26 protein-coding genes, 1 pseudogene and 1 other annotated feature are annotated in these 25292 nt (G+C 47.9%); of the genes and pseudogenes, 3 read left to right on the forward strand and 24 right to left on the reverse strand.

What is annotated here, in order from left to right; translation table 11 throughout:
* Positions 1-9: 9 nt before the first annotated feature.
* The 13 genes and pseudogenes from ACFQ3W_RS15085 to ACFQ3W_RS15145 all read right to left on the reverse strand — a co-directional run bounded on the left by ACFQ3W_RS15085 (position 10) and on the right by ACFQ3W_RS15145 (position 13884).
* Complete coding sequence (locus tag ACFQ3W_RS15085) at positions 10-261, reverse strand: NifU family protein (RefSeq protein ID WP_379320064.1); 252 nt, start codon at positions 259-261, stop codon at positions 10-12.
* A 36-nt stretch (positions 262-297) separates the two neighbouring features.
* Positions 298-1137, reverse strand: a complete 840-nt coding sequence (locus tag ACFQ3W_RS15090; protein ID WP_379320065.1) for a carbohydrate ABC transporter permease — start codon at positions 1135-1137, stop codon at positions 298-300.
* A gap of 72 nt (positions 1138-1209) precedes the next feature.
* Positions 1210-2133 (reverse strand): carbohydrate ABC transporter permease, encoded by a 924-nt coding sequence (locus tag ACFQ3W_RS15095; RefSeq protein WP_379320066.1) that lies wholly within the window; start codon positions 2131-2133, stop codon positions 1210-1212.
* 18 nt (positions 2134-2151) lie between these two features.
* A complete protein-coding gene (locus tag ACFQ3W_RS15100) occupies positions 2152-3576 on the reverse strand; it encodes an extracellular solute-binding protein (RefSeq protein ID WP_379320067.1) in 1425 nt (474 codons plus the stop codon).
* A 310-nt stretch (positions 3577-3886) separates the two neighbouring features.
* Complete coding sequence (locus ACFQ3W_RS15105; protein WP_379320068.1) at positions 3887-5035, reverse strand: CdaR family transcriptional regulator; 1149 nt, start codon at positions 5033-5035, stop codon at positions 3887-3889.
* A 117-nt stretch (positions 5036-5152) separates the two neighbouring features.
* Positions 5153-6049 (reverse strand): 4-hydroxy-tetrahydrodipicolinate synthase, encoded by an 897-nt coding sequence (gene dapA, locus ACFQ3W_RS15110; protein WP_379320069.1) that lies wholly within the window; start codon positions 6047-6049, stop codon positions 5153-5155.
* Positions 6050-6068: 19 nt separating this feature from the next.
* Positions 6069-6956, reverse strand: coding sequence for a 2-hydroxy-3-oxopropionate reductase (gene garR / locus ACFQ3W_RS15115; RefSeq protein ID WP_379320070.1), 888 nt, complete (start codon positions 6954-6956; stop codon positions 6069-6071).
* 42 nt (positions 6957-6998) lie between these two features.
* Positions 6999-8366 (reverse strand): glucarate dehydratase, encoded by a 1368-nt coding sequence (gene gudD, locus ACFQ3W_RS15120; protein WP_379320071.1) that lies wholly within the window; start codon positions 8364-8366, stop codon positions 6999-7001.
* A 34-nt stretch (positions 8367-8400) separates the two neighbouring features.
* A complete protein-coding gene (locus tag ACFQ3W_RS15125; RefSeq protein ID WP_379320072.1) occupies positions 8401-9585 on the reverse strand; it encodes a glycerate kinase family protein in 1185 nt (394 codons plus the stop codon).
* Between the two features lie 298 nt (positions 9586-9883).
* A pseudogene (locus tag ACFQ3W_RS15130) lies at positions 9884-10104 on the reverse strand (GntP family permease); the annotation flags it as partial.
* 407 nt (positions 10105-10511) lie between these two features.
* On the reverse strand, positions 10512-11696 hold the full coding sequence (locus ACFQ3W_RS15135; RefSeq protein WP_379320073.1) for a hypothetical protein: 1185 nt from the start codon (positions 11694-11696) through the stop codon (positions 10512-10514).
* 270 nt (positions 11697-11966) lie between these two features.
* Complete coding sequence (locus ACFQ3W_RS15140) at positions 11967-12704, reverse strand: histidine phosphatase family protein (RefSeq protein WP_379320074.1); 738 nt, start codon at positions 12702-12704, stop codon at positions 11967-11969.
* Between the two features lie 769 nt (positions 12705-13473).
* Complete coding sequence (locus tag ACFQ3W_RS15145; protein WP_379320075.1) at positions 13474-13884, reverse strand: YjdF family protein; 411 nt, start codon at positions 13882-13884, stop codon at positions 13474-13476.
* A gap of 251 nt (positions 13885-14135) precedes the next feature.
* Between ACFQ3W_RS15145 and infC the strand changes: the two genes are divergently transcribed.
* The gene (infC, locus tag ACFQ3W_RS15150; protein WP_379320076.1) at positions 14136-14642 is read left to right on the forward strand and encodes a translation initiation factor IF-3; all 507 of its coding nucleotides are present in this window, start codon (positions 14136-14138) and stop codon (positions 14640-14642) included.
* 68 nt (positions 14643-14710) lie between these two features.
* Here infC and ACFQ3W_RS15155 read toward each other — a convergent pair whose 3' ends face one another.
* From ACFQ3W_RS15155 to ACFQ3W_RS15165, 3 genes are read right to left on the reverse strand one after another with little or no spacing between them, the layout of a single operon-like run.
* On the reverse strand, positions 14711-15643 hold the full coding sequence (locus ACFQ3W_RS15155) for a GNAT family N-acetyltransferase (protein WP_379320077.1): 933 nt from the start codon (positions 15641-15643) through the stop codon (positions 14711-14713).
* Position 15644: 1 nt separating this feature from the next.
* Positions 15645-16541 (reverse strand): alpha/beta fold hydrolase, encoded by an 897-nt coding sequence (locus tag ACFQ3W_RS15160; RefSeq protein WP_379320078.1) that lies wholly within the window; start codon positions 16539-16541, stop codon positions 15645-15647.
* 50 nt (positions 16542-16591) lie between these two features.
* A complete protein-coding gene (locus ACFQ3W_RS15165; RefSeq protein ID WP_379320079.1) occupies positions 16592-16768 on the reverse strand; it encodes a hypothetical protein in 177 nt (58 codons plus the stop codon).
* A 163-nt stretch (positions 16769-16931) separates the two neighbouring features.
* Here ACFQ3W_RS15165 and ACFQ3W_RS15170 point away from each other — a divergent pair, with 163 nt between their 5' ends.
* On the forward strand, positions 16932-17111 hold the full coding sequence (locus ACFQ3W_RS15170) for a hypothetical protein (RefSeq protein WP_379320080.1): 180 nt from the start codon (positions 16932-16934) through the stop codon (positions 17109-17111).
* Positions 17112-17344: 233 nt separating this feature from the next.
* Here ACFQ3W_RS15170 and ACFQ3W_RS15175 read toward each other — a convergent pair whose 3' ends face one another.
* The gene (locus ACFQ3W_RS15175) at positions 17345-18820 is read right to left on the reverse strand and encodes a protein adenylyltransferase SelO (protein WP_379320081.1); all 1476 of its coding nucleotides are present in this window, start codon (positions 18818-18820) and stop codon (positions 17345-17347) included.
* A 168-nt stretch (positions 18821-18988) separates the two neighbouring features.
* On the opposite strand from ACFQ3W_RS15175, the gene ACFQ3W_RS15180 reads away from it, so the two are divergent.
* Complete coding sequence (locus tag ACFQ3W_RS15180) at positions 18989-19342, forward strand: hypothetical protein (protein ID WP_379320082.1); 354 nt, start codon at positions 18989-18991, stop codon at positions 19340-19342.
* A gap of 145 nt (positions 19343-19487) precedes the next feature.
* On the opposite strand, the gene ACFQ3W_RS15185 is transcribed toward ACFQ3W_RS15180, so the two are convergent.
* The 7 genes from ACFQ3W_RS15185 to ACFQ3W_RS15215 form a co-directional block, all read right to left on the reverse strand.
* Positions 19488-20600: an NADH:flavin oxidoreductase gene (locus ACFQ3W_RS15185; RefSeq protein ID WP_379320083.1), complete on the reverse strand. Its 1113-nt coding sequence runs from the start codon at positions 20598-20600 to the stop codon at positions 19488-19490.
* 110 nt (positions 20601-20710) lie between these two features.
* Complete coding sequence (locus ACFQ3W_RS15190; protein WP_379320084.1) at positions 20711-21022, reverse strand: ArsR/SmtB family transcription factor; 312 nt, start codon at positions 21020-21022, stop codon at positions 20711-20713.
* Between the two features lie 45 nt (positions 21023-21067).
* A complete protein-coding gene (locus ACFQ3W_RS15195; protein WP_379320085.1) occupies positions 21068-21859 on the reverse strand; it encodes a class I SAM-dependent methyltransferase in 792 nt (263 codons plus the stop codon).
* Between the two features lie 396 nt (positions 21860-22255).
* Positions 22256-22472 (reverse strand) — a binding site (T-box leader).
* A 27-nt stretch (positions 22473-22499) separates the two neighbouring features.
* On the reverse strand, positions 22500-23888 hold the full coding sequence (locus ACFQ3W_RS15200; protein ID WP_379320086.1) for a S41 family peptidase: 1389 nt from the start codon (positions 23886-23888) through the stop codon (positions 22500-22502).
* Positions 23889-24363: 475 nt separating this feature from the next.
* Positions 24364-24591, reverse strand: coding sequence for a hypothetical protein (locus tag ACFQ3W_RS15205; protein ID WP_379320087.1), 228 nt, complete (start codon positions 24589-24591; stop codon positions 24364-24366).
* Positions 24576-24785 (reverse strand): hypothetical protein, encoded by a 210-nt coding sequence (locus tag ACFQ3W_RS15210; protein ID WP_379320088.1) that lies wholly within the window; start codon positions 24783-24785, stop codon positions 24576-24578. The genes ACFQ3W_RS15205 and ACFQ3W_RS15210 overlap by 16 nt, the downstream gene beginning before the upstream one ends.
* A 91-nt stretch (positions 24786-24876) precedes the next feature.
* Complete coding sequence (locus ACFQ3W_RS15215) at positions 24877-25248, reverse strand: hypothetical protein (protein ID WP_379320089.1); 372 nt, start codon at positions 25246-25248, stop codon at positions 24877-24879.
* Positions 25249-25292: the final 44 nt, after the last annotated feature.

Genomic DNA, 25292 nt, shown 5'->3' on the forward strand with positions numbered 1-25292 from the left:
GATCTATCTCTATCTGGCGTAGTAAGGAATGTGTTTGTTGATCTTCACGCTGAAGTCCATATCGAACCGCTTAGACACCCGCTCTTTGATCCAATGGTTCAGTTCTGGATCGCAGCATTGGCAAGCGGCGCAATCACCGTAGGCACCCAAAGTAATTGTGCCATCCTTAAAGCCCTCAAATATGATATCTCCGCCGTCCACACGGGTTTTGGGACGGATTTCATTCATGATAATGTCCTCAATCTGTTTAGCGAGCTCCATACAATAACCATCCTCCTGATGTTCTAACTTGTCCCCTTATCCTTTAACCGCACCAGCCGTCATCGCGGAAACAATGAATCTTTGTAAAATAATGAAGATGATCAAGGTCGGGAAGATGCCGATAACTGCGGCAGCCGCCAAATAATGCGTTGTGATGGAATCCGCGGTGGATTGCATATTAACCAATCCAACTGAGATCGGGTACTTGCTTGAATCATTCAAGAGAATGAACGGTACGATAAATTGTGCCCAGCTTTTTACGACAACGAGAATGACGACGGAAACAACACCAGGAACAATCAAAGGAAGAATCGTCATGTACATGGTTTGAAATCTATTACACCCGTCAATCGCAGCCGCTTCGTCCAATTCCTTAGGTACCGTGTCGACATAGCCCTTGATAGACCAGACGGCAAAGGGAAGAGTGATAGCGATATAAACGAAGATCAGGCTTCCGTAATTATTCAACAGACCCAAGCTGCTTAAATATTTATACAAAGGAATGACTACGATCAAGGGGGAAATCATTTGAAAGAACAAAACGGCCAACATAGTCGCTTTTTTCCCTTTGTAATTGAATCTTGAGAAAGCGTAAGCTGCAGGTATACAAAGTAACAAGGTACCTGCCACCGTAGCCAAAACAATCAGTAGCGAGTTTTTCAAATAACCGAAAATGTCTGTCTTCCAAAGGACGTAACGATAGTTGTCAAAATTAAATTGATTCGGCAACAGCTTGGGAGGAGCAGCAAACAGCTCCGGCACCGTTTTAAACGATAAGGATACAAGCCACAGGAATGGCAGCAAGAAAAAGAGGGAAATCAGGATATACACGAAGTATAAGCCTATTGAAGCCTTTATTTTAGCGCTCTTGTTCATTATCCAATCTCCTAACATAGACCGTGTGTATCCGAAAAGGCTTTTCGGATACACACGTCACGGATAAAGTATTCAATTCGTGTTGTCGCCGCTGCGTCTCAGGAACCAGAAATAGAACGCCGCCATCAGTCCGTTGATCAACAGTAGAATCGTTGCGTAAGCCGAGCCTGAGCCCAAATTCATTTTCACGAAAATTTGGTTGTAGGCGGTTAAAGCCAGAACCTCCGTGGAATTACCGGGACCGCCGGAAGTCAGCGACATGATCATATCAAAAGTGTTGAAGGTCATGATAATGTTAAGAATCACATTGATCGATATCACTGACATAATTGAAGGAATGGTCACGTGAATCAATCTTTGCCAGGAAGTCGCTCCATCGATATCGGCCGCTTCCATGATATCCTTGGAAATAGTCTTTAGCCCGGAATAAGAAAGAATCATACTCTGGGCGGTGCCTCTCCAGATGTTAGCTATGATCGTACAAACCAAAGCCGAACCGCCTGCAGTCAGGAATGTAACATTGTTGATGCCGATCGAATGCAATAGGGAGGTCAAAATCCCGGATTCAGATTCGTTCAGGAATATCTTCCAAATTACCCCGATGATAACTCCAGGTATGGCCCATGCTAACAGGGTGACCACCCGCACGAACACTGTGCCGCGAAGTTTAAGCTCTTCTCCCTTTACGATGGCGAGTGCAATCGCAAGCCCCAAAACCGTCTGGCCGACGACGCTGAAGAAGACAAAGACAAAGGTTGTCCACAACGTTTGATAAACCTGTTTGTCGCTAAAAATATCGAGATAAGAGCTGAACGTATAGGAATAATCTTTTCCTGTCAGCGATGCATCGGTGAAGCTGTAGCGAATCACTTCAAAAGCCGGATACACGAAGGTGATGAGCAGCACGATGACCAGCGGAGCAATCCATAAGAACGGTCCGTGCAGCAGGTTGCTTACAGCTCCCTTTTTGGGTTGTTCTGTTGCGGTTTGAAGCATGCGTTTCACTCCCTGATATTACTTGCCTGCTTTTTTTATTACGTTTTGCAAAGCCTCGTCTGCCGTTGCAGCGCCAGTAATAATATCGCCGATGGCAACTTGGAGCTCACCGGAGAGTTTTGTATACTCGGGAACTGGCGGCCGGCTTTGTGCATGATCAAGATACGACTTAAAGCTCTTGTAATATTCGTTATCCGCGAAGAAAGGAGTTTTCTCATAAATGGAACTTCTTGTCGGGAGGAACCCTCCGATTTGGCACCATTCCCCGGCAGCGGAGTCATCTGAGTAGAGGCTGAGGACAAAATCAGCGGCCAGTTTGGCTTTCTCCTTGTCCTTACTAAACACCACATTAGTCCAGCCACCTGCCGAGGATGTGCTGGTGTCGCCAGCATTAATCACGGGCAGTTCGGCAACTCCCCATTTCTTTTCGAAATTTTCCTTACCAATGATTTCCCCGAGCTGAGGGACGGCAGAGCTGGAAGCAATAAACATGCCGAACTTATCGGTGGAAAGATCACCAAACATACTCGATTCCTTTTCAAATTCCACAACTCTTTGCGGCGTTACGCCTTCCTTCAACGTATCCTGGAAGAACTTGAGAAAGTTTAACATTGCGTCTTTTCCCTTACCATCCTTGAAAGCCAAGCTGTTGTCCTCGTTCAGAAGCTTGACCCCCTGGCTCCAGTAGATGCCAAGGTGGTTGTTGACAGCGCCTTCGTTACGCCCTGCAACATAAATGAGGCCAGTCATGCCCTTATTGTCTTCCTGAATTTGCTTAGCCGTGCTTATCAATTCGGCAACGGTTTTTGGAGGGGTTTTAACTAAATCTTTTCTGTAGTACAAAGCGCGAACGTCTGTCGTATACCAATCGCTGAGAATATCCGTACCTTCCCCGCCTGGCTGCATCGTACTACGCATGAAGGGAAAGTAATCGTCGATTGAAATACCCTTCGCGGCGAAGGCGTCGTTCAAAGGCTGCGCGTATTCAGCAACGGTCGGCATCATGAATGAATCCACTGCGGCCACATCTGGTGCGCTTCCTTCACTAAGCTTGAGTTGCAGCTTGGCCATATTGTCGCTCGAATTGCTACTCGTGCTGATCGGCGTAATTTTTACGTTAGGATGTTCTTCGATCCATGCTTTCATTTTCTTGGTAAGGTAATCTACCCGAGCCGGAGAAGTAGCTTCCAGCGACTGGCTCGGATTCGGCTGCCAGGTAATTTCGATTTCAGCGTTTTGGTAGCCGATTAACTGTGGGCTGATCTTCATTGCCCCTTCCGGAACCTTCTTGGTAATATCTCCGGTATTTGTAGCGCTTTCGTTTTTTTGAGTTGCGGATGATGCATTTGTTCCAGCGCTATTACTGTCTTTGGACCCGCACCCGCTGAGCAAAACGGAAAATACCATAACTGCTGCCAATACGCTTGAAAATGTCTTTTTCAAAAAATGTCCCTCCCATTGCTGGTTTTTGGTTTTGTTAAGACGTTTGCATAAACCCCCGTTAGTTTGAATGCACTTTTAAGTGATCGATAAAAACTAACCAAGCAGAGTTACTTCCCCCTTATGTTACCGATTTCAACTCTTTTAACCACGCGTGAGTGAGAGTGCTATCGAATGACTTCGGAAGATAAGTGTGCCTCCGATAGTTAAAATATATCATTCGGCTCTTGCTCCCACATCGTTTGCCTATCCAAATTCAGCGGCATTTTCTACGTGAAAATTGTACTGTAGCACAAGCCCCAGTGCCTCACGTTTATTTCTGCAATTGCTCAAAGGTTAGTAGCAGTTTGATTTTGACCAGATCATTGAATTTCCGGTAGTCCATTTGCAGTAACTGAGATATTTTATCTAGCCGATAAAACAAAGTATTTCGGTGTACATGCAAAAGCGCTGCCGTTTCCTTGACATCCAGATTGCAATCCATAAATGTCCGGAGCGTTTGCTTATAGTCCTCATTCAACTGACCGGACCATTTGTATTTTTGCATAAATTCATTCTGTATCGGCTGCGGTATCGTATCCAAATAAGGAACAATCCCCCACTCATCGATACTCGTTGCTTTTGGCCCCTGCTCGAATTTCTTGCTTAAACGAATGCAGCTGCGGGCCTCATTGTAAGAAGCTTTATATCCCGCCAGACCCGATCGAGGATACCCAACGCCTATATAGTAGCGATATCCCATTTTTTTAATATATTGCTCGATTTTGGCATAAACCGGTTTATGAAGCTGCTCTGCTGCCGGAACAGCAATAAAAAAAGCACCGTCCTCAATATAGGTATAAAACGATTGAAAACTGACAAGCGCCTTAAGCCCGTTCAAAAAGTGGTCCTTCCGCTCATTAATTCTCTGTAGCGCGTCACCGCCCGTCATCTCCTCGGACCATTTCATCTCCTCAATCTCCACTACCATGACGATTCGTTCCTCGTTCAGCTCAATCTGGAGCGAACGGGCCGTCAATTTCAGCTTCTTCTCCCGCAAATCGTGAGGAGCAATCAATTCCATTATGAAGCCCTCCAGCGCCATTTTGCGGAACTGGAGCTGCTTGTTCATATGTATTTGCTCCAAAAGAATTTCCACGTTCATCTTAATAATGGTACCGAATTTATAGACTTCGGAAGGGTCACCGGTAATCCCCACCACACCCACGATACTATTCTGAAATTCAATAGGCAGATTAACACCTGGCTTGGAGCCTGGCAAACTTCGGCACTCCTCTTCGCCAATCAACTGCTGGGTTCGTGAAGCCAGTACCTGCAAAGCGCCTTCATGCTGTTGCCCAATGCGTTGGGACTGACCGCTGGCCACAATTATTCCTTGGTCATCCATAATATTGATGTTGAAATCCATCACAGACATAAGTTGACTTGCAATCGGCAATGCCAGCTCGGTAGTAATTTTCATCAAGTGCTCCCCCTGACAGCGATATAAGAATAGCCGGCTACGGTTTGCGCAGCCGGCTACCTCTGCTAATCATATCGCAGAATTAAGCTCAGAAGATATTAGGTTTCTGACATATGGTTATTGATTAATTTCTCCCATATCCTCTAGTATTTTCTTAATTTTTTCTAAGTTTTCTTCCGAACAAGACGTATTCGGAAGAATAGGTTTTCCTGCCTGTAAGCCTAATAAATTAACAGCATCTTTGGTAGCCACAGGGAAGCTACCAAGGTTCCAGGCCATCCGAAGCGGAGCCAGCTTGTATTGAGCCTCTAAAGCGCCCTGCAGGTCGCCAGCCATATACTTGTCGTAAATTTCCACAACCAGTCGAGGCACGACATTGGCTGTCGAAGCCACACAGCCAACGCCGCCGTATACGAGAGTGCTCAATATCATGATATCCCTGCCAGCCAGTACCTTAAAGCCTTTATCCCTTGTGCGACGGATGAATTCGGCCGTCTGGGTTTGATCTCCGCTGCTTTCCTTGATCCCGACGATATTGGGCACTTCAACAAGCCGCTCCAGCAAGCGTGGCGTTATATTGTTACCGACCTTGTCCGGATTGTTATACAACAAAACGGGCAAGGAGGTAGATTCCGCGATTGTTTTGAAATGTTGATACAATTCATTTTCAGTCGGTGTCACGAACATCGGAGGTAAGACGGAGATGGCCTGCGCTCCAAGCTCTTCGTATAATCGGGCTTGCTTGACCCCTTCTCTAGTCGTAATCGAGGCGATGCCGGCATAAACCGGTACCCTTCCCGCACTCTGCTCGACAGTGACACCAACGACTTTCCCAAGGTCTTCTGGATCAAGTCCGAAAAACTCCCCATTGCTGCCCAGCGCAAGAATGCCATGAACTCCGCCTTCAATGACATGGTCTACCATACGACGCAAGCTCTGCTCATCCAGACGTTCTTTGTCATCAACCGGTGTAATGATCGGGGGAATAACCCCACGTATAAAATGGGTATCCATAGCGGTATCTCCTCGCAGATTAGCGTTTCACTTCCGTTTTAGCCAACTTTTCATAATATTGAACTAGTGCACTATGATCGGCGCTGCCCAAACCATCAACCTTCAGCGCATGCATCATCTCTAGCACCGAGGCGGTAAGTGGGAGCGGCACACCAATCCCATGCGAAGTCTCTAGTGCATTGGTCAAATCTTTGATATGCAAATCGATGCGGAACCCAGGATCAAATTTCCGATCCAGCATAAGCGGAGCTTTAGCCTCCATAACCGTACTACCGGCCAAACCGCCGCGTATCGCTTGGAATACCAGATCCGGCTCTACTCCCGCTTTATTGGCAAGAACAAGCGCTTCGGACAAAGCGGCGATATTCAGGGCAACGATGACCTGATTAGCCAATTTTGTGATGTTTCCCGCACCAACATCACCAGTATGCACGACCGAACCAGCCATTGTTTTTAATAGGTCATAATGTTCATCGAACAGCTTCTTATCTCCGCCCACCATAACAGACAGCGTACCATCGATGGCCTTTGGTTCTCCACCGCTTACCGGAGCATCCAGAAATGAAATTCCCCGTTTCTCAAGAGCAGCGGCGATTTCTCGACTTACCAGCGGAGCGATGGAGCTCATATCGATGACTACGGTGCCTGGTTTGGCCCCTTCGGCAACTCCGTTTTCGCCGAGAACAACTTCCTTCACATGAGGCGAGTTTGGCAGCATTGTAATGACGACATCCACCTGTCCCGCCACTTCCGCAGGAGAAGCGGCAACGGATGCGCCTGCCGCCTTCATTTCGTCCACTACTTTAGCATTTCGGTCCATGACGACCAGACTGTAGCCGGCCTTAATCAAATTAAGGCTCATAGGTTTTCCCATAATTCCAAGTCCAATAAATCCGATTTTCTTCATCGTGTGATTCCTCCTCTTTCCCTTACAGAACTTAATTTCTAATTAACGCACCATGCACGGCCGTTTGTTGTCAAACTTCCAGCCCGGAATCAAATACTGCATCGCTACCGCATCGTCCCGGGAACCTAGCCCCATGCTTTGGTACAATTGATTGGCTTTCATGATTTGCTCCATATCGATTTCCACACCCAGCCCCGGCTTTTCCGGGACGTCTACCATGCCGCCGATGATTTGCAGTGGCTCCTTCGTCAAACGTTCCGTCCCTTCCTGCCAAATCCAATGGGTATCAATTGCCGTAATAACACCCGGTGCCGCCGCTGCCACATGTGTGAACATTGCGAGCGAGATATCAAAATGGTTATTGGAATGCGAACCCCAGGTAAGTCCCCATTCATGACAAAGCTGCGCCACGCGCACGGAACCCTGCATCGTCCAAAAATGCGGATCAGCCAGAGGAATGTCGACGGATTGCAGAGTGATGGCATGTCCCAACTGGCGCCAGTCCGTTGCGATCATGTTGGTAGCCGTAGGAAGTCCTGTCTGTTTTCTAAACTCGGTCAAAATTTCACGGCCCGAATAACCTTCCTCAGCTCCGCAAGGGTCTTCGGCATACGCCAGTATGTGCCCCTTGTCACGGCAAAGTCGTACAGCATCCTTCAATAGCCACCCGCCGTTAGGGTCAAGCGTAATCCGCGCATCAGGAAACCGTTCAGCCAAAGCTGTAACCGCCTCAATTTCCTCTTCTCCTTGCAGAACGCCACCCTTGAGCTTAAAATCGTTGAACCCGTACTTCTCATACGCAGCTTCGGCCAAGCGCACAACTGCTTCCGGAGTCATGGCTTCCTCACGGCGAAGTTGATACCAGGCACAATCGCCCTCATAAGAGGGAGCATACGGAAGATCCGTTTTATTTCTGTCGCCGATATAGAACAGGTATCCGAGCATCTCTACCTTCTTACGCTGCTGCCCTTCACCGAGCAAGGCGGCTACGGGAACGCCGAGATATTGACCGACAAGATCAAGCAGTGCTGCTTCCAATGCCGTGACGGCATGAATAGCTATTCGAAGATCGAACGTCTGCAAGCCTCGGCCGCCAGAATCGCGATCGGCAAATGCAATACGCATCCGATTCAGAATATTGTTGTACATCCCGATGGATTGGCCAACCACCAAGTCGCGCGAATCCTCAAGCGTTTTACGTATTTTTTCCCCACCCGGCACCTCACCTACACCGATGTGACCCAAGCTGTCCTTCAGGATAACAATATTGCGCGTAAAGTACGGGCCATGTGCACCACTCAAATTCATAAGCATACTGTCCCGACCCGCAACCGGAATGACCGTCATTTCCGTAATGCTCGGCGTCCCTGTCACCACCGAATGATTCTGTTCTGCTGTGTCGTTAATCATTTAAAAGCCTCCGTGTTCGATGAATGAAAAATGATTAGCCTCTTGCTTTAATCTGCGGTAAATTATAAACATTTCCTATACCGTATTTCTCCGGAATCAGAATCGAGCGCAATACGGAAGAAGCAGCGTGGCGAATATTGGCCGGGGCTCTGCCGATAGCCTCTTCCAGTGTCATGGGAACCTGCGTCGCCCCGATCACTACATCTATACCGATACTGTAGACTTCGAAGGCTTCCTCCGTAACTCCACCGGAAATACAAATGACCGGTTTGTTGTACTTCTTGGACAATTTGGCCACTCCGGCCGGCGTCTTCCCAAAGACCGTCTGGGCATCGGTTCTGCCTTCTCCGGTGAAAACAAGATCTGCATCTCGGACCTCCTCGTCAAAACGTGCTACATCAAGCACTATATCGATCCCCCGGGCCATCTTCGCCTTTAAAAAAGCCATAAGACCAGCTCCGAGGCCCCCAGCAGCTCCCGCCCCAGCCACGTTCTCGATGTCAATACCGAGCTGTTCCCTAATTTTAGCGGCAAGATGTTTTAAGCCCTCATCCAGCTTGATAACCATTTCTGGGGTAGCACCTTTCTGCGGGCCGAAAACCCAGGCTGCACCCTCATGCCCACACAGCGGGTTCGTCACATCGCTGGCAATCGTTATTTCACACTCCGTTATTGCCGGATGAACATTCGTAGTATCGATCGAGCATATACGATGCAATTCCCCGCCGCCGAATCCGATTTCTTCTCCCTCGGTATCCAAGAACCGCACACCAAGCGCTTGGGCCATGCCGACACCGCCATCATTGGTGGCACTTCCGCCAATACCGATCACCAGCTTGTGAACACCCGTCTCAAGTGCAGCCTTAATGATTTGCCCTGTTCCATAAGTCGTGGTGATCCATGGATTTAATTTATCTTTAGGTACTAACGTAAGACCTGAAGCAGAGGCCATTTCAACCACAGCCGAGCTCCCTTTGTCAAAAATACCGTAAATGGCAGTTACCGGCTCGCCGAGTGGCCCGATAACCTCCAATTGACGGGTTTCACCGGAAGTAATGCTGAGGATGGCCTCTACCGTACCTTCACCGCCGTCGGCGATGGGAATTTTGCGTATATGTGCTTCGGGTAGCACTTCCAAAATACCTTGCTCCATGCAATCCGCCACTTCTTTGGAGCTGAGGCTCCCTTTATAAGAGTCGGGCACTATCATAATCTTCATCCTATCACTCCTACCGATCCTCTTTGCCTGGAATCAAACCGTCACCAACTTGACGGCCAGTGCCGCATTAATGGTGCTTTCATATGTGCAAGTTTGACAAACCTCATTATTCTTACAGTCATCGTACGCTCCCCGGCAAACCCCCACGCTCATCGAAAGACACACGTTTTAGGATGTTTTCTAGGTGCTTTATGAGACTATCTTTCTCATTTGCGGTATAGCTTAACTATACACTTCCGCTTACTTCTCCACATTGTTACCCATCCACAATGTTACTGACTTTTTACAATGAAAAATTGGACGTTGGCACAACTCCCGCCAACACGCCAGCCGCGAGTACTCGGATGACCGTACCCATGACGCTTTGCGTCCCTTTAACCAGCACGCCTCTGGTTTCCTCCAAATTAGCTTCGCCAATTAAAGCGCCTACAATTGCGTCCAAAAATAAAAGCGTATACCGGATTCAGCTTTCTCAAAAATCAGAATAATTGCGATTCCAAGACCTGCCAGAGCGCCAATCTAAGAAAAAACGGATGCGTCCCAATAATGCGGGAGCATCCGTTTAAGGCGATAAGAAGAAATGCATTGAAAATAAGAGAAGGAGAGACATAATATTCCGACGGAAAAGCTAAAAGCTTTCGGTACGAATTTTGCTGACGAAAGCATTGTCTCGTTCGCCTTTGTTTTTGAGATCTAATGTTATTGAAACTAGCTAAATCACGCTAACGAAACTGAGACACGCTATACGGCTGATTTCGGCAGTTTGCTTCGTCTAACGAACTCAGGAGTGCTTATTTCATGATTATGGGCCGTTTTTGTGGCTTTTTAGGTCAAATAAGGACGTTGGGGTGCGTTAGATTTATCATTCTGCTTAATCTGCCAAAATAGCGCTTATTCAGTTCGTTACACTGTTCAAAAGAGAAAGATTAGAACTTGTACCGTGAAACTCCGTGATCCGTGATGATGTATCCTACTCCATTTCCTACGTAACTGAACATAACGTCCTCTCCAAACTTGAAGGTGTATTCTGCTTCAAGTGTTGACGGATTCAGGATATACTCGCTTGAGCCTACAAAGTTCAAATCCAGATTGCCGTCAGGGAGTTTACTCAGAGAAATATCAAATTCCGAATGATCCTTTATTGTGGCCGTTTTCAGGAAATTCTTTGTAGTGTACAAAGAAAGCTTGTTGTTTTCATATACACCGTATTTGCTACCAAGCCGAGCAACTAAAGCGTTACCGGCAATATCTCTCCCCCAGAGCAACTTCCCACTTGGGCTGAAGCCGATCAAGCGGTTTCCTGTCTTCTCCAGATTGGTCCGAGCGACTACTGAGCCATCGTTTAGCACATAATCGTAGTCGACCTCGGCATAGGATCCCGCCGGAAACTGATATGCAAATACGCGTTTCAATGAAGAATCAAGCGCTTCGAGCCGGGAGCCCTTCCCAGTTTTATAATTGGTTTGAATGAGGACCCGATTCCCCGCCGCGAGGACTGTTCCCTTGTAAGGGATCGTTTTTAATTTACTGCCGTTTTTATTTAACAGTGTTATAGTGCCGCCTATAAAATTACTGTCCTTATCCCATGCTCCCGTTGATGCAAACACGAGATTGCCGTTATCCAGCAAAAACAAATCCCCGTCCCGTTTGGACAAGTTCACCTTCCATTTTCGCTTTCCATCGGGTCCTACAGCATAAATTTGAGTGCTGTTAGGGGAAGAATTTCCTACAAAAGTAACATACACCGTTCCATCTGGTCCGACTAAATAGGGCTTCGATTCGCGATCCATAGCCGTTCCGGGATCTGCAAAATTGACCGACCACTTAAGTTTTCCGGTTTGCATATCATAGGACTTCAGCGTATCTACCAGCCAAAGCTTCGTTTTCGTCGTCGCATGTTTCTCTTTGGTATGCAGGTAGACGGTGTTCAGCGAGCTTACCTCGTGCGGAGACTCCTGTACGCGTCCAAGATCCCCAGCAGCTTTGGGCTGGCTCCACACCGGTTTAGGCAACTGGGAAATAACTTTGCCGGTTCCTGCGGCAGAGGCCGTTCCGATGCTTGCCGTTAATAGCACAGCAGCCAGCAGCGTTGATAGCATTCTTTTTTTCAAAACCGATCATTCCTCTCGTTCAATAATTCACGATGTACTCGTATCTTCACTAGTTTACTCCTGTATATCTCCGGTAAAAAGTACCTTTTTGTAACTTTCTGAAATCATTTTTGGAATTTCCTGAACTCTCTGAACATAAAAAAACCACTCCTTACAGGAGTGGAGAAAGGCTTCGAATTATCGTACTATCCAGCCGTTGTTCGCTATTTCTCTTCTTCATTCACCGTTAAAAAAGGAAAAAAAATTCAGAGCTTGTGCGTTCCTATAGGCTTAGTTCATCAGCTCCGTTAAGGACAGCCGGCCTGCAATTTCATAACCCTGGTTCTCGCCCCCGGGCTTGACAACAACGATCCCGGCGTTTGGAATATCACCCAAGCCAATACCGGACGGGAAACTATGCGCTACAATGACTCGATTCGTACCTGAGGGAGGAATTCGCTCCAGCATGGCAGTCAGCCCGGAAAGGGCTGCTTCTTGCTGAGCCGGGGTGACGCTGCCACCGCCAAGGGCATAAATTTGCAGCCAAAACGGATTTGTCTGCACATGGGGAGCTCCAAAGGCTAGCGCCGCTGTCTCCCTAGTTCGGCATAAAGGGCTGGCTTCCACCGGATCATGGATGGGAATTTGCAGCCGGCGCAGCGTCTCCCCTAGGGCAGTGGCCTGCCTTCGACCTTCCGGTGACAGGTTCCTTTGGGTGCTGCAATCGTCTAAAACGAGCGTAGGCTTGTCCTCTCCAACAGTGGCCTCACCGTGTCTTATATACAAAATGTAACCGCCCTGCCGGAGCGATTCGAGTAATGACGACGGGGCTGGCACGGAGGGCGACAAGGGGGCTGAGGCAGGAACGAGAGTTGAAGCAGGTAAGCCGACTAAAGCTGGAGCCGAAGCTTTGGCTGCCTGATTGGTCCTGCCTGTTAGCGAATCACCTGCTTCAGCTCTAATGCAATTCGTGACCGCAAAAAGTAGAACAAACAAGCTAACGAGCACAAGGCTACCTCTACGCAACAATTGAAACATCTCCTCACTCGCTGGGGTATCTGTATTGTCTATATTCAAGATTTATTGTGTGCAAAGAGGTTGGCGATCCATCCAAAATTTTGCGTAGTACAGTGAACTGAACAGCCAGGCATCAAAATCTCCACTGTTAAGGCGGTAATATAATGCCACTACCACTCATTTGTTCACCGATGCTACAATACGGGGTTAATTGTATAAAATTAGGGTTGGCGATGAATGACCTTTCATGGGAATTTAGCAGGAAAACCCCCCGTTATTTTTTGTGAAAAGAGTAGATTGGGATGAATTAACAGGAAAACCTCCTACTAATTTTACTAATATCGTCTGTATTGAGGGTAATGCATCATATTAGCAGGAGGATTTCCCTCTAATTACTCCTAATCGGTGATCGGTGGACAATTAGCATGAGAATTTCCCTCTAAATTCTTCTTCAATCGGTGATACGTTCCATTAGCGGGAGGTTTTGTCAGCCGGTTCTTCGCCAATCGTTCCATCATGCCGGTAAAAGAAGCGTTCGATAAGCAAAAGCAGTTTATTGCCGATGCCTCGCCCCTCTGGAACGCATAAAAAAAGGCTCTCCCGGCGAAAAAACTATCTTGAAACGAAAGGTACTCGAAGTAGAAACAGAAAAGGGGATGGCATGGGGTTCCCCCCATACCATCCCCTCTTCCTTCTCATCCTTCCAGTGTAGAAGTCAAAGCCATCTCAAAGGACACCAACAAGCGGTCTCTTTTACTATTGGACCTCTTTTCGGTAATGCTTAATGACCGCGGTGCTTCGCCTTCGCCTTCTGTACCTTGAGCTCCCTTAAGCGCTCCTTCGCGGCTTCCCGCTGCTGTTTGGAGTAGGTTTGTCGCTCCAGCTTGCACTGCTCGTATTCGAGCTTCAAAGCCTCCTGCGCATAGGTTGAGGCCCCTTTTTGCTTGACCTCCTGGGCAGCCTGTCTAGCCAGGCGTTTCGGGCTGACCCGCTTCGTTTCCGAAAACTTGACGGCGATCTCTTGGGAAAGTCCGCTCAGCAGGTTCCCCATTTCCTTTCCTATGAACTGCAGAATTTCCTCATCCTGCGGCTCCTTGCCAAATACGTATCTGGCGGCCTTCAGCTTCCCTTTGTCCTGATCTTCGATCACTCCGACCCAGAACTGTCCATCATGATAAACCGTAAGCTTCATCTTGAATCCCCCTCTATGATAACGAGAAACGACGGACATCCCGAGGGGGAAGGCTACTGACATGGATAGCAGTGGAAAACGGCTTACACCGACCATCCTCCATGCGCCTGGACTACCAACCAGACTGTGTTTTTTCGTTTCAAGAACATTATAAGGAGCTAGAAATGGAAAATGCAATGCTCTCCCGCCATTGAATTGCCCCCGGGTTGTGTATATGATGTCCTTATGATGTAAACGGGAGGTATTGTACAATGGCAGCCGTACTCATGAATGAACAAATCAGAGCATCGGAAGTGGTGCTCACAGGGCTCCATGGCGAGCAGCTGGGCGTTGTCTCGAGAAGCGAGGCGCTGGCGCTCGCCAAGGCGGCCGGGGCCGATCTGGTCTGCACCTCGCTGATGAGCAGCCCGCCGCCCTGCAGCCTGATGGCGAAAGGCAAAGCAAAAGCGGCGGTAGCCCGCAAGCCTGGCGCGAGCCAAGGCGGTGGCGGTGATCGGCGCGGGGAGAAAGCCAAGGAGCTGCGCTTCACCGCTCATATAGAGGAGCACGACTACGATACCAAGCTGCGTCAAGCGGACAAGCACCTTCGCTCCGGCAAGTCCGTACAGCTTGTCGTAAAGGCGTCCGGTTCGAAGGAAGCTGCCGCCGCCAAAGCAGTGCTGGAGCGACTGCTCGCGGACTTGAAGGAAGCGGGCGCGAAGGAAACCGGAATCCAGACGTCCGGAAAAGGGGCACAAGTGAAGGTCAATCCGCGATAGCCGCTCAAAAAAAGGTCACCCGCCATCCTTGTTTTAGGATTGGAGCCGGTGACCTTTGTTAATTTATTTCACTTGTCTGCGCGGAGTTCATAATAGTCCATCGTGGAGGTCTCTACAAAGCCGCACGATTGATAAAGGTGGAGGGCGTTGGCGTTATTGACGGCTACCTGAAGCATAACTTCGTTCGCGCCAGCCTCCTTTAATTTATGGACGCCCATGGTGAGAATGGCGCGTCCAAAGCCTTTCCCGCGATACTCGGGAAGAACGCCAAGGCCGTATATGCCGCCGAGACCGGAATGCAGCTCGAGGTGGATTTTGCCGATGACTGTCTCGCCATATTCCGCGAAATAAATCGTCATCCCTCTCTTCTCCTCCTCTTCCGGAAGAAATTCCGGCTCATCACTTGTGGTATCAAATTCCTCTCCAAAATAAATGGCGTTCTGCCGGTTTATTTCCAAAGCATCCGCATTGGTCGCCTTTCTAAACGTCAATCCTGGCAACAGCTGCTGCACAGTCGGTGTCGCTGCGTCATCGTTCCTCAGATACATTTCATATTCCGTATGTTCGTATTTGGCCCCGGTTCCTCGGATAAACTGCTGCCCGGCTTCCGATTTTCGGTCGCTTAACAGCAGCATGGACCCGGCTTTCCCTCGCTTCCACTCGGCTATGACCAGCTCGCTCAGCCGCTTAAAAACACCTTGGCGCCGATATTCGGGATGTACCATGCCGTTCACTTCAATCGGCATGCCTCCCCCTCCAAAGGCGTTAATGCCCATGTAACCGATGAGTTCCGGTCCGTCGAAAAACATAAATTCATTTATGTTTTTCATGCCGGGTTGGCTTACCGCATCAGAGGTGGCCGCCAGCTTATAATCAAGCTCAAGCTTGAGAGCTACCGCATTATCCTTGGTACACTCCTCCTCAAGCTTATGAATCCGTTCATAATCGTCACGATTTAAAGTCTCTACGAGCTTAATCCATGGCTGGGTTATTTTTTTCATACTAATTTCCCTCCTTGACTATTTCATACTTACTTATGAATCTCTTGGCTGCTTGACCTGCTGCAGTCGGAAGCAGCATCCAGACATAGGCATGGATCGAGTTTTCGATACGCTCAATTTCGTATTCATCCAGCAGACTAGCGAATGAGTGCAAACTGCTTCTAATTTTCTCATCCGCCCACTCCTCATCGCTGGGGAGGAATAAAACGGGGCATTGCACCTTTTTGTAATATTGCTCAAACTTCAGATCCCAATATTTTTGAACATATTCTGTTCTAACTCGGTTTAGAAAACAATATGTAAAATTACCGTCAGGCAACTGTTGCAGACTATTTTCCAAGAAGGCTAGGAAATTATCATTCCACAATCCCTCCTGTGTTAACTCCGCCCGTTCTTCTTCGACATATTCTTCTTTCGTTTTAAATACACGTTCTACCCTTTCAGCCAATCGCGTCTGTTCTTCTTCTTTGCGGCGCTGGATCTCTTCCCCCGTACCATTAAATAACCCATATTCTCCGAACTCATTATACATAGCCCCTTCACAGATCAAGGAACGCACAAGCTCCGGATGCGACGCAGCAAGACTTAGACCAATCTCAGCCCCCATCGAACTGCCTACGACATGACATTGTTCTACGTTTAATCGCTGCAACAATAAATAAATATCATTAGCCATATCATCAATATGATATCCCGTTAAAGGTTTCCCGGATTTACCGTGTCCCCTGACATCAGGAGCAATGATACTGTATTCCTGTTCAAATTGCGGTATAACTGCGTCCCACATATTCAAATTCCCGCCGCTAAAATGAATAAACAGAACAACTGGCTTATGGGGGTCTAATGCATACCTTACATTTATCTCGATGTTATCTAGCTGGATGATTTCCTCAATCATTTCTTTGCCTCCTGATGTTTAGTTAGACTCAAGAAACGACTCAAAAGTCGCTATATCCGCAAAACGGTTGATAGGAACCCCTTAATCTTTGATATGAAGCTGCATGGCCACTGTCCGGTTTCAGCAAAAAATATAAAGCGGGCCGTTTCCTCCTGCGCCTGAATCGCCGCGAAATACGCGGTATCGTAATCGTTCATCTCGCACGCTGTGACGATTTTGTCCAACACACCTTTTAGCTCCTCATAAAAACCGCCCATCCGGCTTTTTTAACATACTCTACAAATACCTTAGCTACATCAAATACATCTAGCATTGCCTTCCCCCCAACATAAGCCCTATCTGCTTATCATATCAAAGTTTAATGCTGTCCTTTGGGAAAGAATAGCTATAATGAATTTGGCGAAAAGAAAAAAACGCCTAGTGGCGTTTTTGGTTTTTAGTATGTGGGGACATCCATTTGGCTTCTCCCTCGCTTGCCATTCACAACTAAATGTAAATAGTGCAGCTATTTTAGAGAGAATTGTGAATTTTTCGATTTTAGCTGCATTACGTACATTTAAACTTGAGTGATTTGGCTTGGCGTGGGCATTTTACTCCCTTTAGATGCACTTTTTGCATTTAAAATCCCGAAGTTGCCAATAAGGCTGTATTTAACTGTATAAAATACATCTAGTGAGTTCTGCGTTCTGCGCACGGAACCCAATTTTTACTCATTATTCTGCACTACAGCAAATCATCTGCAAAGACGGATTGCGAGGGCAGGTGTGTATGGTAACAACTTTATCGTGGTTTCCCGGTCCCCATCAGGTTCCGCAGAAGGTCCGGTACGGGCCGCACGCCTCGGCTGGAAGTTTGGCATACTCCGCTTGATCCGGAGAATAGTCGAAGGGACGCGATAGGACGCTGAGCAGGCGGTTCATGACGCTGTAATCATCTCTTTGCACCGCCGCTTCGAGGGCTTCCTCTACCCGGTAGTTCCGCGGGATGACCGCCGGATTGCTGCGCCGCATAAGCTGATAGGAGGCTTCACTAGACTCTGACTGTCTGCTGCGTCTACCCTGCCATTGCTCCTTCCACGAGGCAAACTCCTCGGTACCGAACAAGACGGAGTCCTCCCTTTTATCAAACGTAAGAGCAAGGAACGTGTTCGTGTAATCCGCACGATATTTCTCCATGAGCATGAGCAAATTTTTGATCAGAGATTCATCCTCCGGCTCCTCGCCAAAGATCCCGAGCTTTGCTCGCATCCCTTTAAGCCAATGCGCGCTGAACAAGCCGTTAAATTGTGCAATAGCCTCCTCGGCCATCTCGATCGCATCCTCCCGGTCGTCATGCAGCAGCGGTAGCAGAGTTTCCGCAAGCACCGTAAGGTTCCATGCCCCGATATAAGGCTGGTTGCCATAGGCATAACGCCCATGCAGATCAATGGAGCTAAATACCGTCCCCGGATTATACACATCCATAAAAGCACAAGGCCCATAGTCGATCGTTTCGCCGCTTAACGTCATATTGTCGGTGTTCATTACCCCGTGGATAAAGCCAACGAGCTGCCACTTCGCGATGAGCTCCGCCTGCTGCCGAATGACAGCCTGAAGCAGGGATAAATAGCGGTTCTCCCCCGCTTCGATTTCCGGATAATGCCGCTGCAGCGTGTAATCCGCCAGTGTTCGCAAATCGTCTTCGGTGCCCCAATGAGCCGCATATTCAAACGTCCCGACGCGGATATGGCTTGCGGCTATACGGGTTAAAACGGCACCTGGCAGCTCACTTTCCCGAATGACATTCTCTCCGGTCGTCGTCACGGCCAGACTGCGCGTCGTAGGTACGCCCAAGGCATGCATCGCTTCGCTGATGATATATTCCCGAAGCATCGGCCCCAGCGCTGCCCGGCCATCACCCCGGCGTGAATAAGGCGTTCTGCCTGATCCTTTAAGCTGAATATCAAACCGTTCCCCGGAAGGTGTCATTTGCTCTCCGATCAGCAGCGCCCGGCCATCCCCCAGCATCGTAAAATGCCCGAATTGATGCCCGGCATAAGCCTGAGCCAGCGGCTGCGCTCCCTCGGGAACCCGGTTGCCGCCAAACACCGCTGCACCATCCTCCTGCTGTAGCGCTTTGGCATCAAGCCCCAGCGCGGCTGCTAAAGGCTCATTCAGAACCGCAATCTTTGGGGCGCTGACAGGAGATGGTTCCATCCGGGTAAAAAAGAACTTCGGCAGACCGGCGTAGCTGTTGTCGAAGTTCCACCCTGCTTTTATGCTCGCTTCATGCTTAATCATCGTATTCCCCCTTTTCCCTTACGGCTGCATTGCTTTCTTAACTACAGTAAAACAATTCTAATGCTGTTAATGTTTACTTCCACTTATGATCTCATACTCATGAAAATGAACCAAGTGCCCACCATAGGCATACGATGAAGTAGTTAAATATAGGAAGGTAGTGAATAAATGAGTTTCCAACCTGGGCTGTTTCCGCAACCAGGGATGCCCTCGCATCCTGGAGTACCCCCTCAACCGGTGCTGTATCGTGCTGATCGGGAATCGATCGAAAATTTAAGAACCATTCGAAGACGTCTCCACCAAATTTGCCAGCAACACAGAAATCAATGGGTAAGGATTGAAACGCTGGACGGTCAAACGTACACGGGGAGAATCGTAAACTGTGATCGTGGATTTATGTATTTATCCGTGCGCAGGGGGCCGGGGCAGCCTCGCGGTCTGTTCTCTCCATTTAGCAGCGATGAGCTCATCCTGACGCTTGTTCTTTATGAGCTGCTGGTCATCACTTTGTTGTACACTTAAATGCTCGAATGATTCAGTTTCCTATCTAAAAATTATCAGCCGACAGGGGTTTCTTCCCGTCGGCTGATAAACTTGGAGCTAGTCTTTAATTATTACTGCAAAGCAAAGGAAACTACAAATTATACATAAATTTCCATTATCCAAATTAATACAGCGTTTTGAGAGCATCCGATGTGAAAGGAACCAGCTCATCAACTTTACCGTCATGAATCTTGGATGCCCAGGCCGGGTCAACCAGCAAAGCGCGACCCACGGCGACCAAGTCGAACTCCCCACGGTCCAGCTGCTCGAGCAGTCCGTCAATATTTGCGTTTTGGGCGCCCTTTCCTTGGGTAAAGAGGCTCATAAACTCATCGTCCAGGCCAACCGAGCCCACCGTAATCGTTGGCTTGCCGGTCAGCTTTTTCGTCCAACCCGCAAGATTCAGGTCCGAGCCTTCAAATTCAGGTTCCCAGAAACGGCGAGTTGAGCAGTGGAACACATCCACGCCAGCATCGACCAGCGGCTTCAGAAATTGCGCAAGCCGGTCCGGGGTTTCGGCTAATTTTGCCGTATAAGCCCCCGACTTCCATTGCGAGAAACGGAATACGATCGGGAAGTCCGGACCCACCGCACGACGGCACGCTTCAATGATTTCCACAGCGAACTGGGTACGCGCCAACATATCTCCTCCATAACGATCTGTACGCCGGTTAGTGAATTCCCAGAAGAATTGGTCAATCAGGTAGCCGTGCGCGCCGTGAAGCTCAATGCCGTCAAAGCCGATGCGCTTGGCATCCGCAGCCGCCTGAGCAAAAGCGTCAATGATTGCGGAAATCTCCGCCTCGGTCAGCGGTTCGCTCACTTTTTCCCCGGTTGCAGTTAACCCCGAAGGTCCTACAGGCAAAGCTTCTGGATTCGGCAGACTGCCGACCTTGCGTTCCGTACCCACATGCCAAAGCTGAGGAATAATCCGGCCGCCCGCTTCATGCACCGCTTCTACAACCTTAGCCCATCCGTTTAAGGCTTCTTCTCCATAAAAATGCGGCACATTTGGTCCGTGCGCCGAGGCCGGATGATTGATGACGGTCCCTTCCGTAACGATCAGACCGACTTCATTTTCTGCGCGGCGTCTGTAATAATCGACAACGTTTTGTCCAGGTACCCCGTTTGGAGAGAAGCTCCGGGTCATCGGCGCCATCACAATGCGATTGGACAGGTTCATTTTTTCACTGGTAAAGGGTTTAAACAAAGATTGCACAGATTGGGATGTTTTCATAATTACCTCCATTTTTTTGATATACATATATCCATAAAAGTAGATATTAAGTTCGTGAAGGAGCAGCCCGCCGCGGCTTTGCTAAAGGACTGCTGCTTCATGATGGAATCCTACAATTCACGCTGAATCAAATGCTTGAACGCTTCGATATTTTTCTCGTTGCGTCTATAACAGGTGTGCTGACCTAAACGTTTTGACTCGAGCAGCCCAGCCTCCTGCATCTTCACTAAATACCCGGAAATCACCGATTGGGCCAATCCCGTCTTTGTGCATATGGTTCCTACACATACTCCCCCCTCAAAGCCATATTCTTTTGGCAAATGAACTTGGGACGGAAAGTGCTCCTCGGGATTTTTCAACCATTCCAAAATTTGAAGACGTGTGCTGTTGGACAGTACCTTTAATATGCATAAAATATCCATAAGCTTTATTATATCTATTTTTTTAGAAATGTATATATGACTGCTTTATTTCTTCTTACCAATGTATAAGCCATGTGTGCTCATGCCGAGGATGCTTTTTTCACGGCAGGTTTGAAAATGATAGCTGAGCCAAGCGTCGAACTCTGCTTCTCCGAGGCCGTCTACAGAATCTTGGATCGTATGGCTAATTCCATCGGTACCGACATGGTCGACCGTAGTCACATCGTATTGTCCCATAAAAGCCTCCAGCTCATCCGGGCTTGTAAAATAGGCATCCGTCCAGAAGCAGTCCGCATCGCCCTCGGTAATGACGCCCTTGCGAATCACCTTATCGATCACGCTGGCTCTAATAAATTTTGGATCGCGCGTAGCCAGCATCGGAATCGTCGAAAATTTATTAATATAGGCGATGGCCAGAAGGCCGCCTTTCTTCAGCACTCTTAGCGCTTCTCGGATACAAGCCTCGCGGGCCGCAGCATTCGTAAGATGGTACATCGGTCCGAAGCAAAGGACAACGTCAAAGGCTTCAGCGTCAAAACGACTTAAATCCGTAGCATCCGCCACATGTGCCTCCAGGTTTAGCCCCTTTTCGCTGCATTTGTCCTTAATGATCTCCACATGCTTTGGAGTGAGGTCAACCGCAACCACCTCATACCCGCGTTCCGCGTAATGAAAGGTGTAAACACCGCCTCCGGCGCCTACGTCGAGAATTCGGGCACCCGGCTGTATGAGCGGATCCAGTACATGCGTGGAGGTAAGAAACTCAATTTTGCGAGAATTCCTCGCGAACCTTGAATCCTCGTCGATCATTTCATAATATTTGGTCACATTGCTCATAGGGCAGGCGCCTCCTTTGGGAAATAAAAACAAAAAAATGGCTCCGGGTCATCAATATAGGTTCTTGCCGCTCCTACCATCCACCACTAAATGTATTTAGTACAGCTATTTCCGGGCAAAATATGGCTTTTTGGATTTTAGCTGTAAAATGTGCATTTAAATTGGATCAATTGGGATTGACGGGGGTATTTTGTTTCTTTTAGCTGTACTTTTTGCATTTAAATGCTCAATATTTCCAATAGGGCGACATTTAACTGTACTTAATACACTTAGTGAGTTACGGAAACCGTTAGTTTTGCGGAACACACTAAGTTATGCGATAACACTGTGAGTTCTGCGGTAAAGAGCTCCCCCGAGAATTTTAAAGTTTTTGTGCATCAAAAAAAATCCCGCCTCCGAAGAGACGAGATTTATTCCCGTGGTACCACTCTAATTTGACCGTAATCGGTCCTCTGCTTTGATAACGGGGTCGTGATCCCCGATGTACTCTACTCATCTTTTCAAGCACATTTCTCGGAAGTGGGGTTCATCAAGAGGCTTCCTTCGGGCTTCCACTATCCCCGAATCGCTGCATTGCACCTATCCCTGATGATAGCTTCGTCATTGAATCCATTTGGATTTAGTTGGGATTATAGCACGATCACTTCTGCTGCGCAATCTGCTTCAAGCAGGTATCGAGCGCCGACTCTCCGGTTGGGGAGACGAAATCCGGCTGTGTTCCATATTCCTCGTTGTTTGTCCCGTCGGGGTTAATCCCGTAAAGCATGCTGTATCGTACCACCATACCACTGTTGGGAAGAACAACGTAAGCCGGGTCAATGCCACCGCCATCTCCACCTGTAGGCGTGCCTACGAGAGTGGCGAACCCTGTGCTTTTACAAAACATCGCAAAGGCCTCGGACGAAGAGTATACATTTTGATTAACCAGCACCCAGATCTTGCCGTTAAACGCCTTTTTCTCTCCGCTTGGCTTCATTACTTTTTCATTTACGGTAAAGCTGCTTAGGCCCTTCAAGTCTTCCTTAGCCATTTTCGGGAAGTCGGGAAGCTCAGCTACAGGTTTTGCGTCTTTCAGGAAGTCAGCGGCTGCCAAATATGGCTTGTTGTTCGCACTCACATTAAACAGATTGTACTGCTTCTGCGTTAAGTCCTTAGAAATATTAGGCGCTACAATATGATCGAACCAGTACTCCTCATTACCGCCACCATTGTCCGTAATATCAATAATCAAATGATCATAACCGGAAATTTTGCTGTAGAAATCGCTAAGAATTTTCCCGTCCTTCTCAATGTACTCATTGCCAAAGCTGTTGATTTTGACATAAGCAATTTTGTCCGGCGTTAAAATCTTAGTAGTGATATTCTCAGCAGGGGTCTGCCCCTGACTGACAGGTGTCTGTGCATTTCCCGATTGGGGGTTCCCCAATGCTTGGGCTTTTTGCACATCGATCACCTTAGCCTCAAGCCCGGCCAATTTGGTGTAGGCATCCAATGTTTTTGGGTTCGAGAGAGCAGCGTACCAAGCCTTAAGCTGAGGCATCGATTGTTGAAGCTCCCCATAGGTGCTGAGTAAATAGCTGTACGTACCAGAGCTCATAAATAACGAAAGGTGGCCAAGCCCTTGCAGATTTTCCACCGCATTTGCGACCGTGTTGACAAAGGTCAGATCATCCTTCGTGGCGGCAACCTGTGACTGATATTTTTTGTACACGGCGTCGACATCAATCCCCGAACGCTTGGCTACACCAAGAAATGGGTAGCTTTCGCGCAAGGTTTTCCACAAGTATTCATAATCCTCTTGCATCTGCTTGTTGCTGAGTCCCCCGAGAAAATTCTTGTTAGCCATAAGTACAGCCATTCTGGGATCTTGGGCGGGTTTTGGCTTGTTCTGGGCCGCCTTGCTTGCGTCCGTTTTACTTTTTGCCGGTGCAGCTGCAGCTACACGGGAACCATTTGGCGTCGGCAGAAATTGGGCGAACCCCAAGATCAGCGCTGCTGACAATGCAACGGCTAATACCTTTTTCATCATTTCATCATCCTTCTAAGCGAAATTTGCCTACCCAATATTTTCCTCAAGGAAAGGGCTTCTCCTTCGCTATAAGTTGATTTTTTTGTGAACATGTGAAAAATCAAACTATATAACTCAACTTTCGCAGAGCCAAAATGGGCATAACCCCAAGTACAGTGCTTCCGCCTGCTTACCATGGGTGGTTGGAGAGGCATTCGTTCGTCCCAATGGACTTCACGCTACTAAGTTCGGTGAAGTCGGGCATCACGGGGATGCAGACAGGATTGAGCCTTGCGGCGTGCCGGTATTCGTTGCTTCCCATTCCCCGTTTTCCATCACGCCTGCCTTTATGAATCGTCGGATGAGTCGAGGGATATTGGGGTCCGCTACGAGAAGCCCAGAAACCGCATCAGCCATTCATGATCAACGTCGGTGAAAAAGCTGCGAATGTCCGCATCCACGACATAACTGATCTTCCGCCATTCCAATACCCGGTTTAAGGCTCGAGCGCATTGTAACAGCCCCGGTTGGGGCGGAATCCGTATGACATGTCCAAAAAGTTCTGCTCATAGATCGCTTGCAGGATTTTGTTCAATCCCAAATGTACGACCTTGTCTTCATAGGACGGGATTCCCAATGGCTGTTTGCTGTTGGCATCCTTGGGCATATTGACGCGCCGTACCGATTGCGGTTGGTAATGTTTCTTCTTCAGTCGTTCGACCAAATTTCGGATGTTTTCATGGGCATTCTTTCATACTCAGCCTGCGTGATTCCATCTACTCCGGTTGCTTTTGCATCATCCAGTTCATGGTGACATTGCATCAGCAGCCCTTCGTTGAGCAGATGATACAACGCTGTGAAGGACTCCTTCGGTTTTGCTTTTGCCAGCTCTGCTATTCTTGCCAGTTTCGTTTGCATTTTTTCCTACCACTGTGTGTAGAAAGTGTTTCCTTGTCAAGAGTCAAAATAGGTCACGATATAAATCCTTCCTAGTAAACTTCGGGACGTACTATTTTTGATATAGTTCCAATAATTCGATTTTATCATTCCACTTTATTTTCAAATCATATTTACCTCCATCCTTTGGCTTAAGGGTACTATTAATAGAATCTTTAAATTCTAAAGGCATATGAATATTTCCTTTTCTACTTTGTGATATTTTATTTGTCTGCCCCAGTAATTCATATTCAAAGTAGTCTATATCTTGCCCCACACTTCCGATATATCTAATACTTATCTCCCCATCGACCCTGCCCTTTATATCGATTGACAAAGTAGATTCCCAGTTTTTTGTTTTTCCTTCAAAAGTAAGACTGCTTTTTTGTATGCAACCTGACAGTACTAGAAGCAATAATATAAAAATAGCTAGCTTTTTTTTCATACTACACCTACCTCCTTATTTCACTTCCATACTTTGTATGTTAT

Source organism: Paenibacillus puldeungensis (assembly GCF_042678945.1).
GTDB lineage: Bacteria > Bacillota > Bacilli > Paenibacillales > Paenibacillaceae > Fontibacillus > Fontibacillus puldeungensis.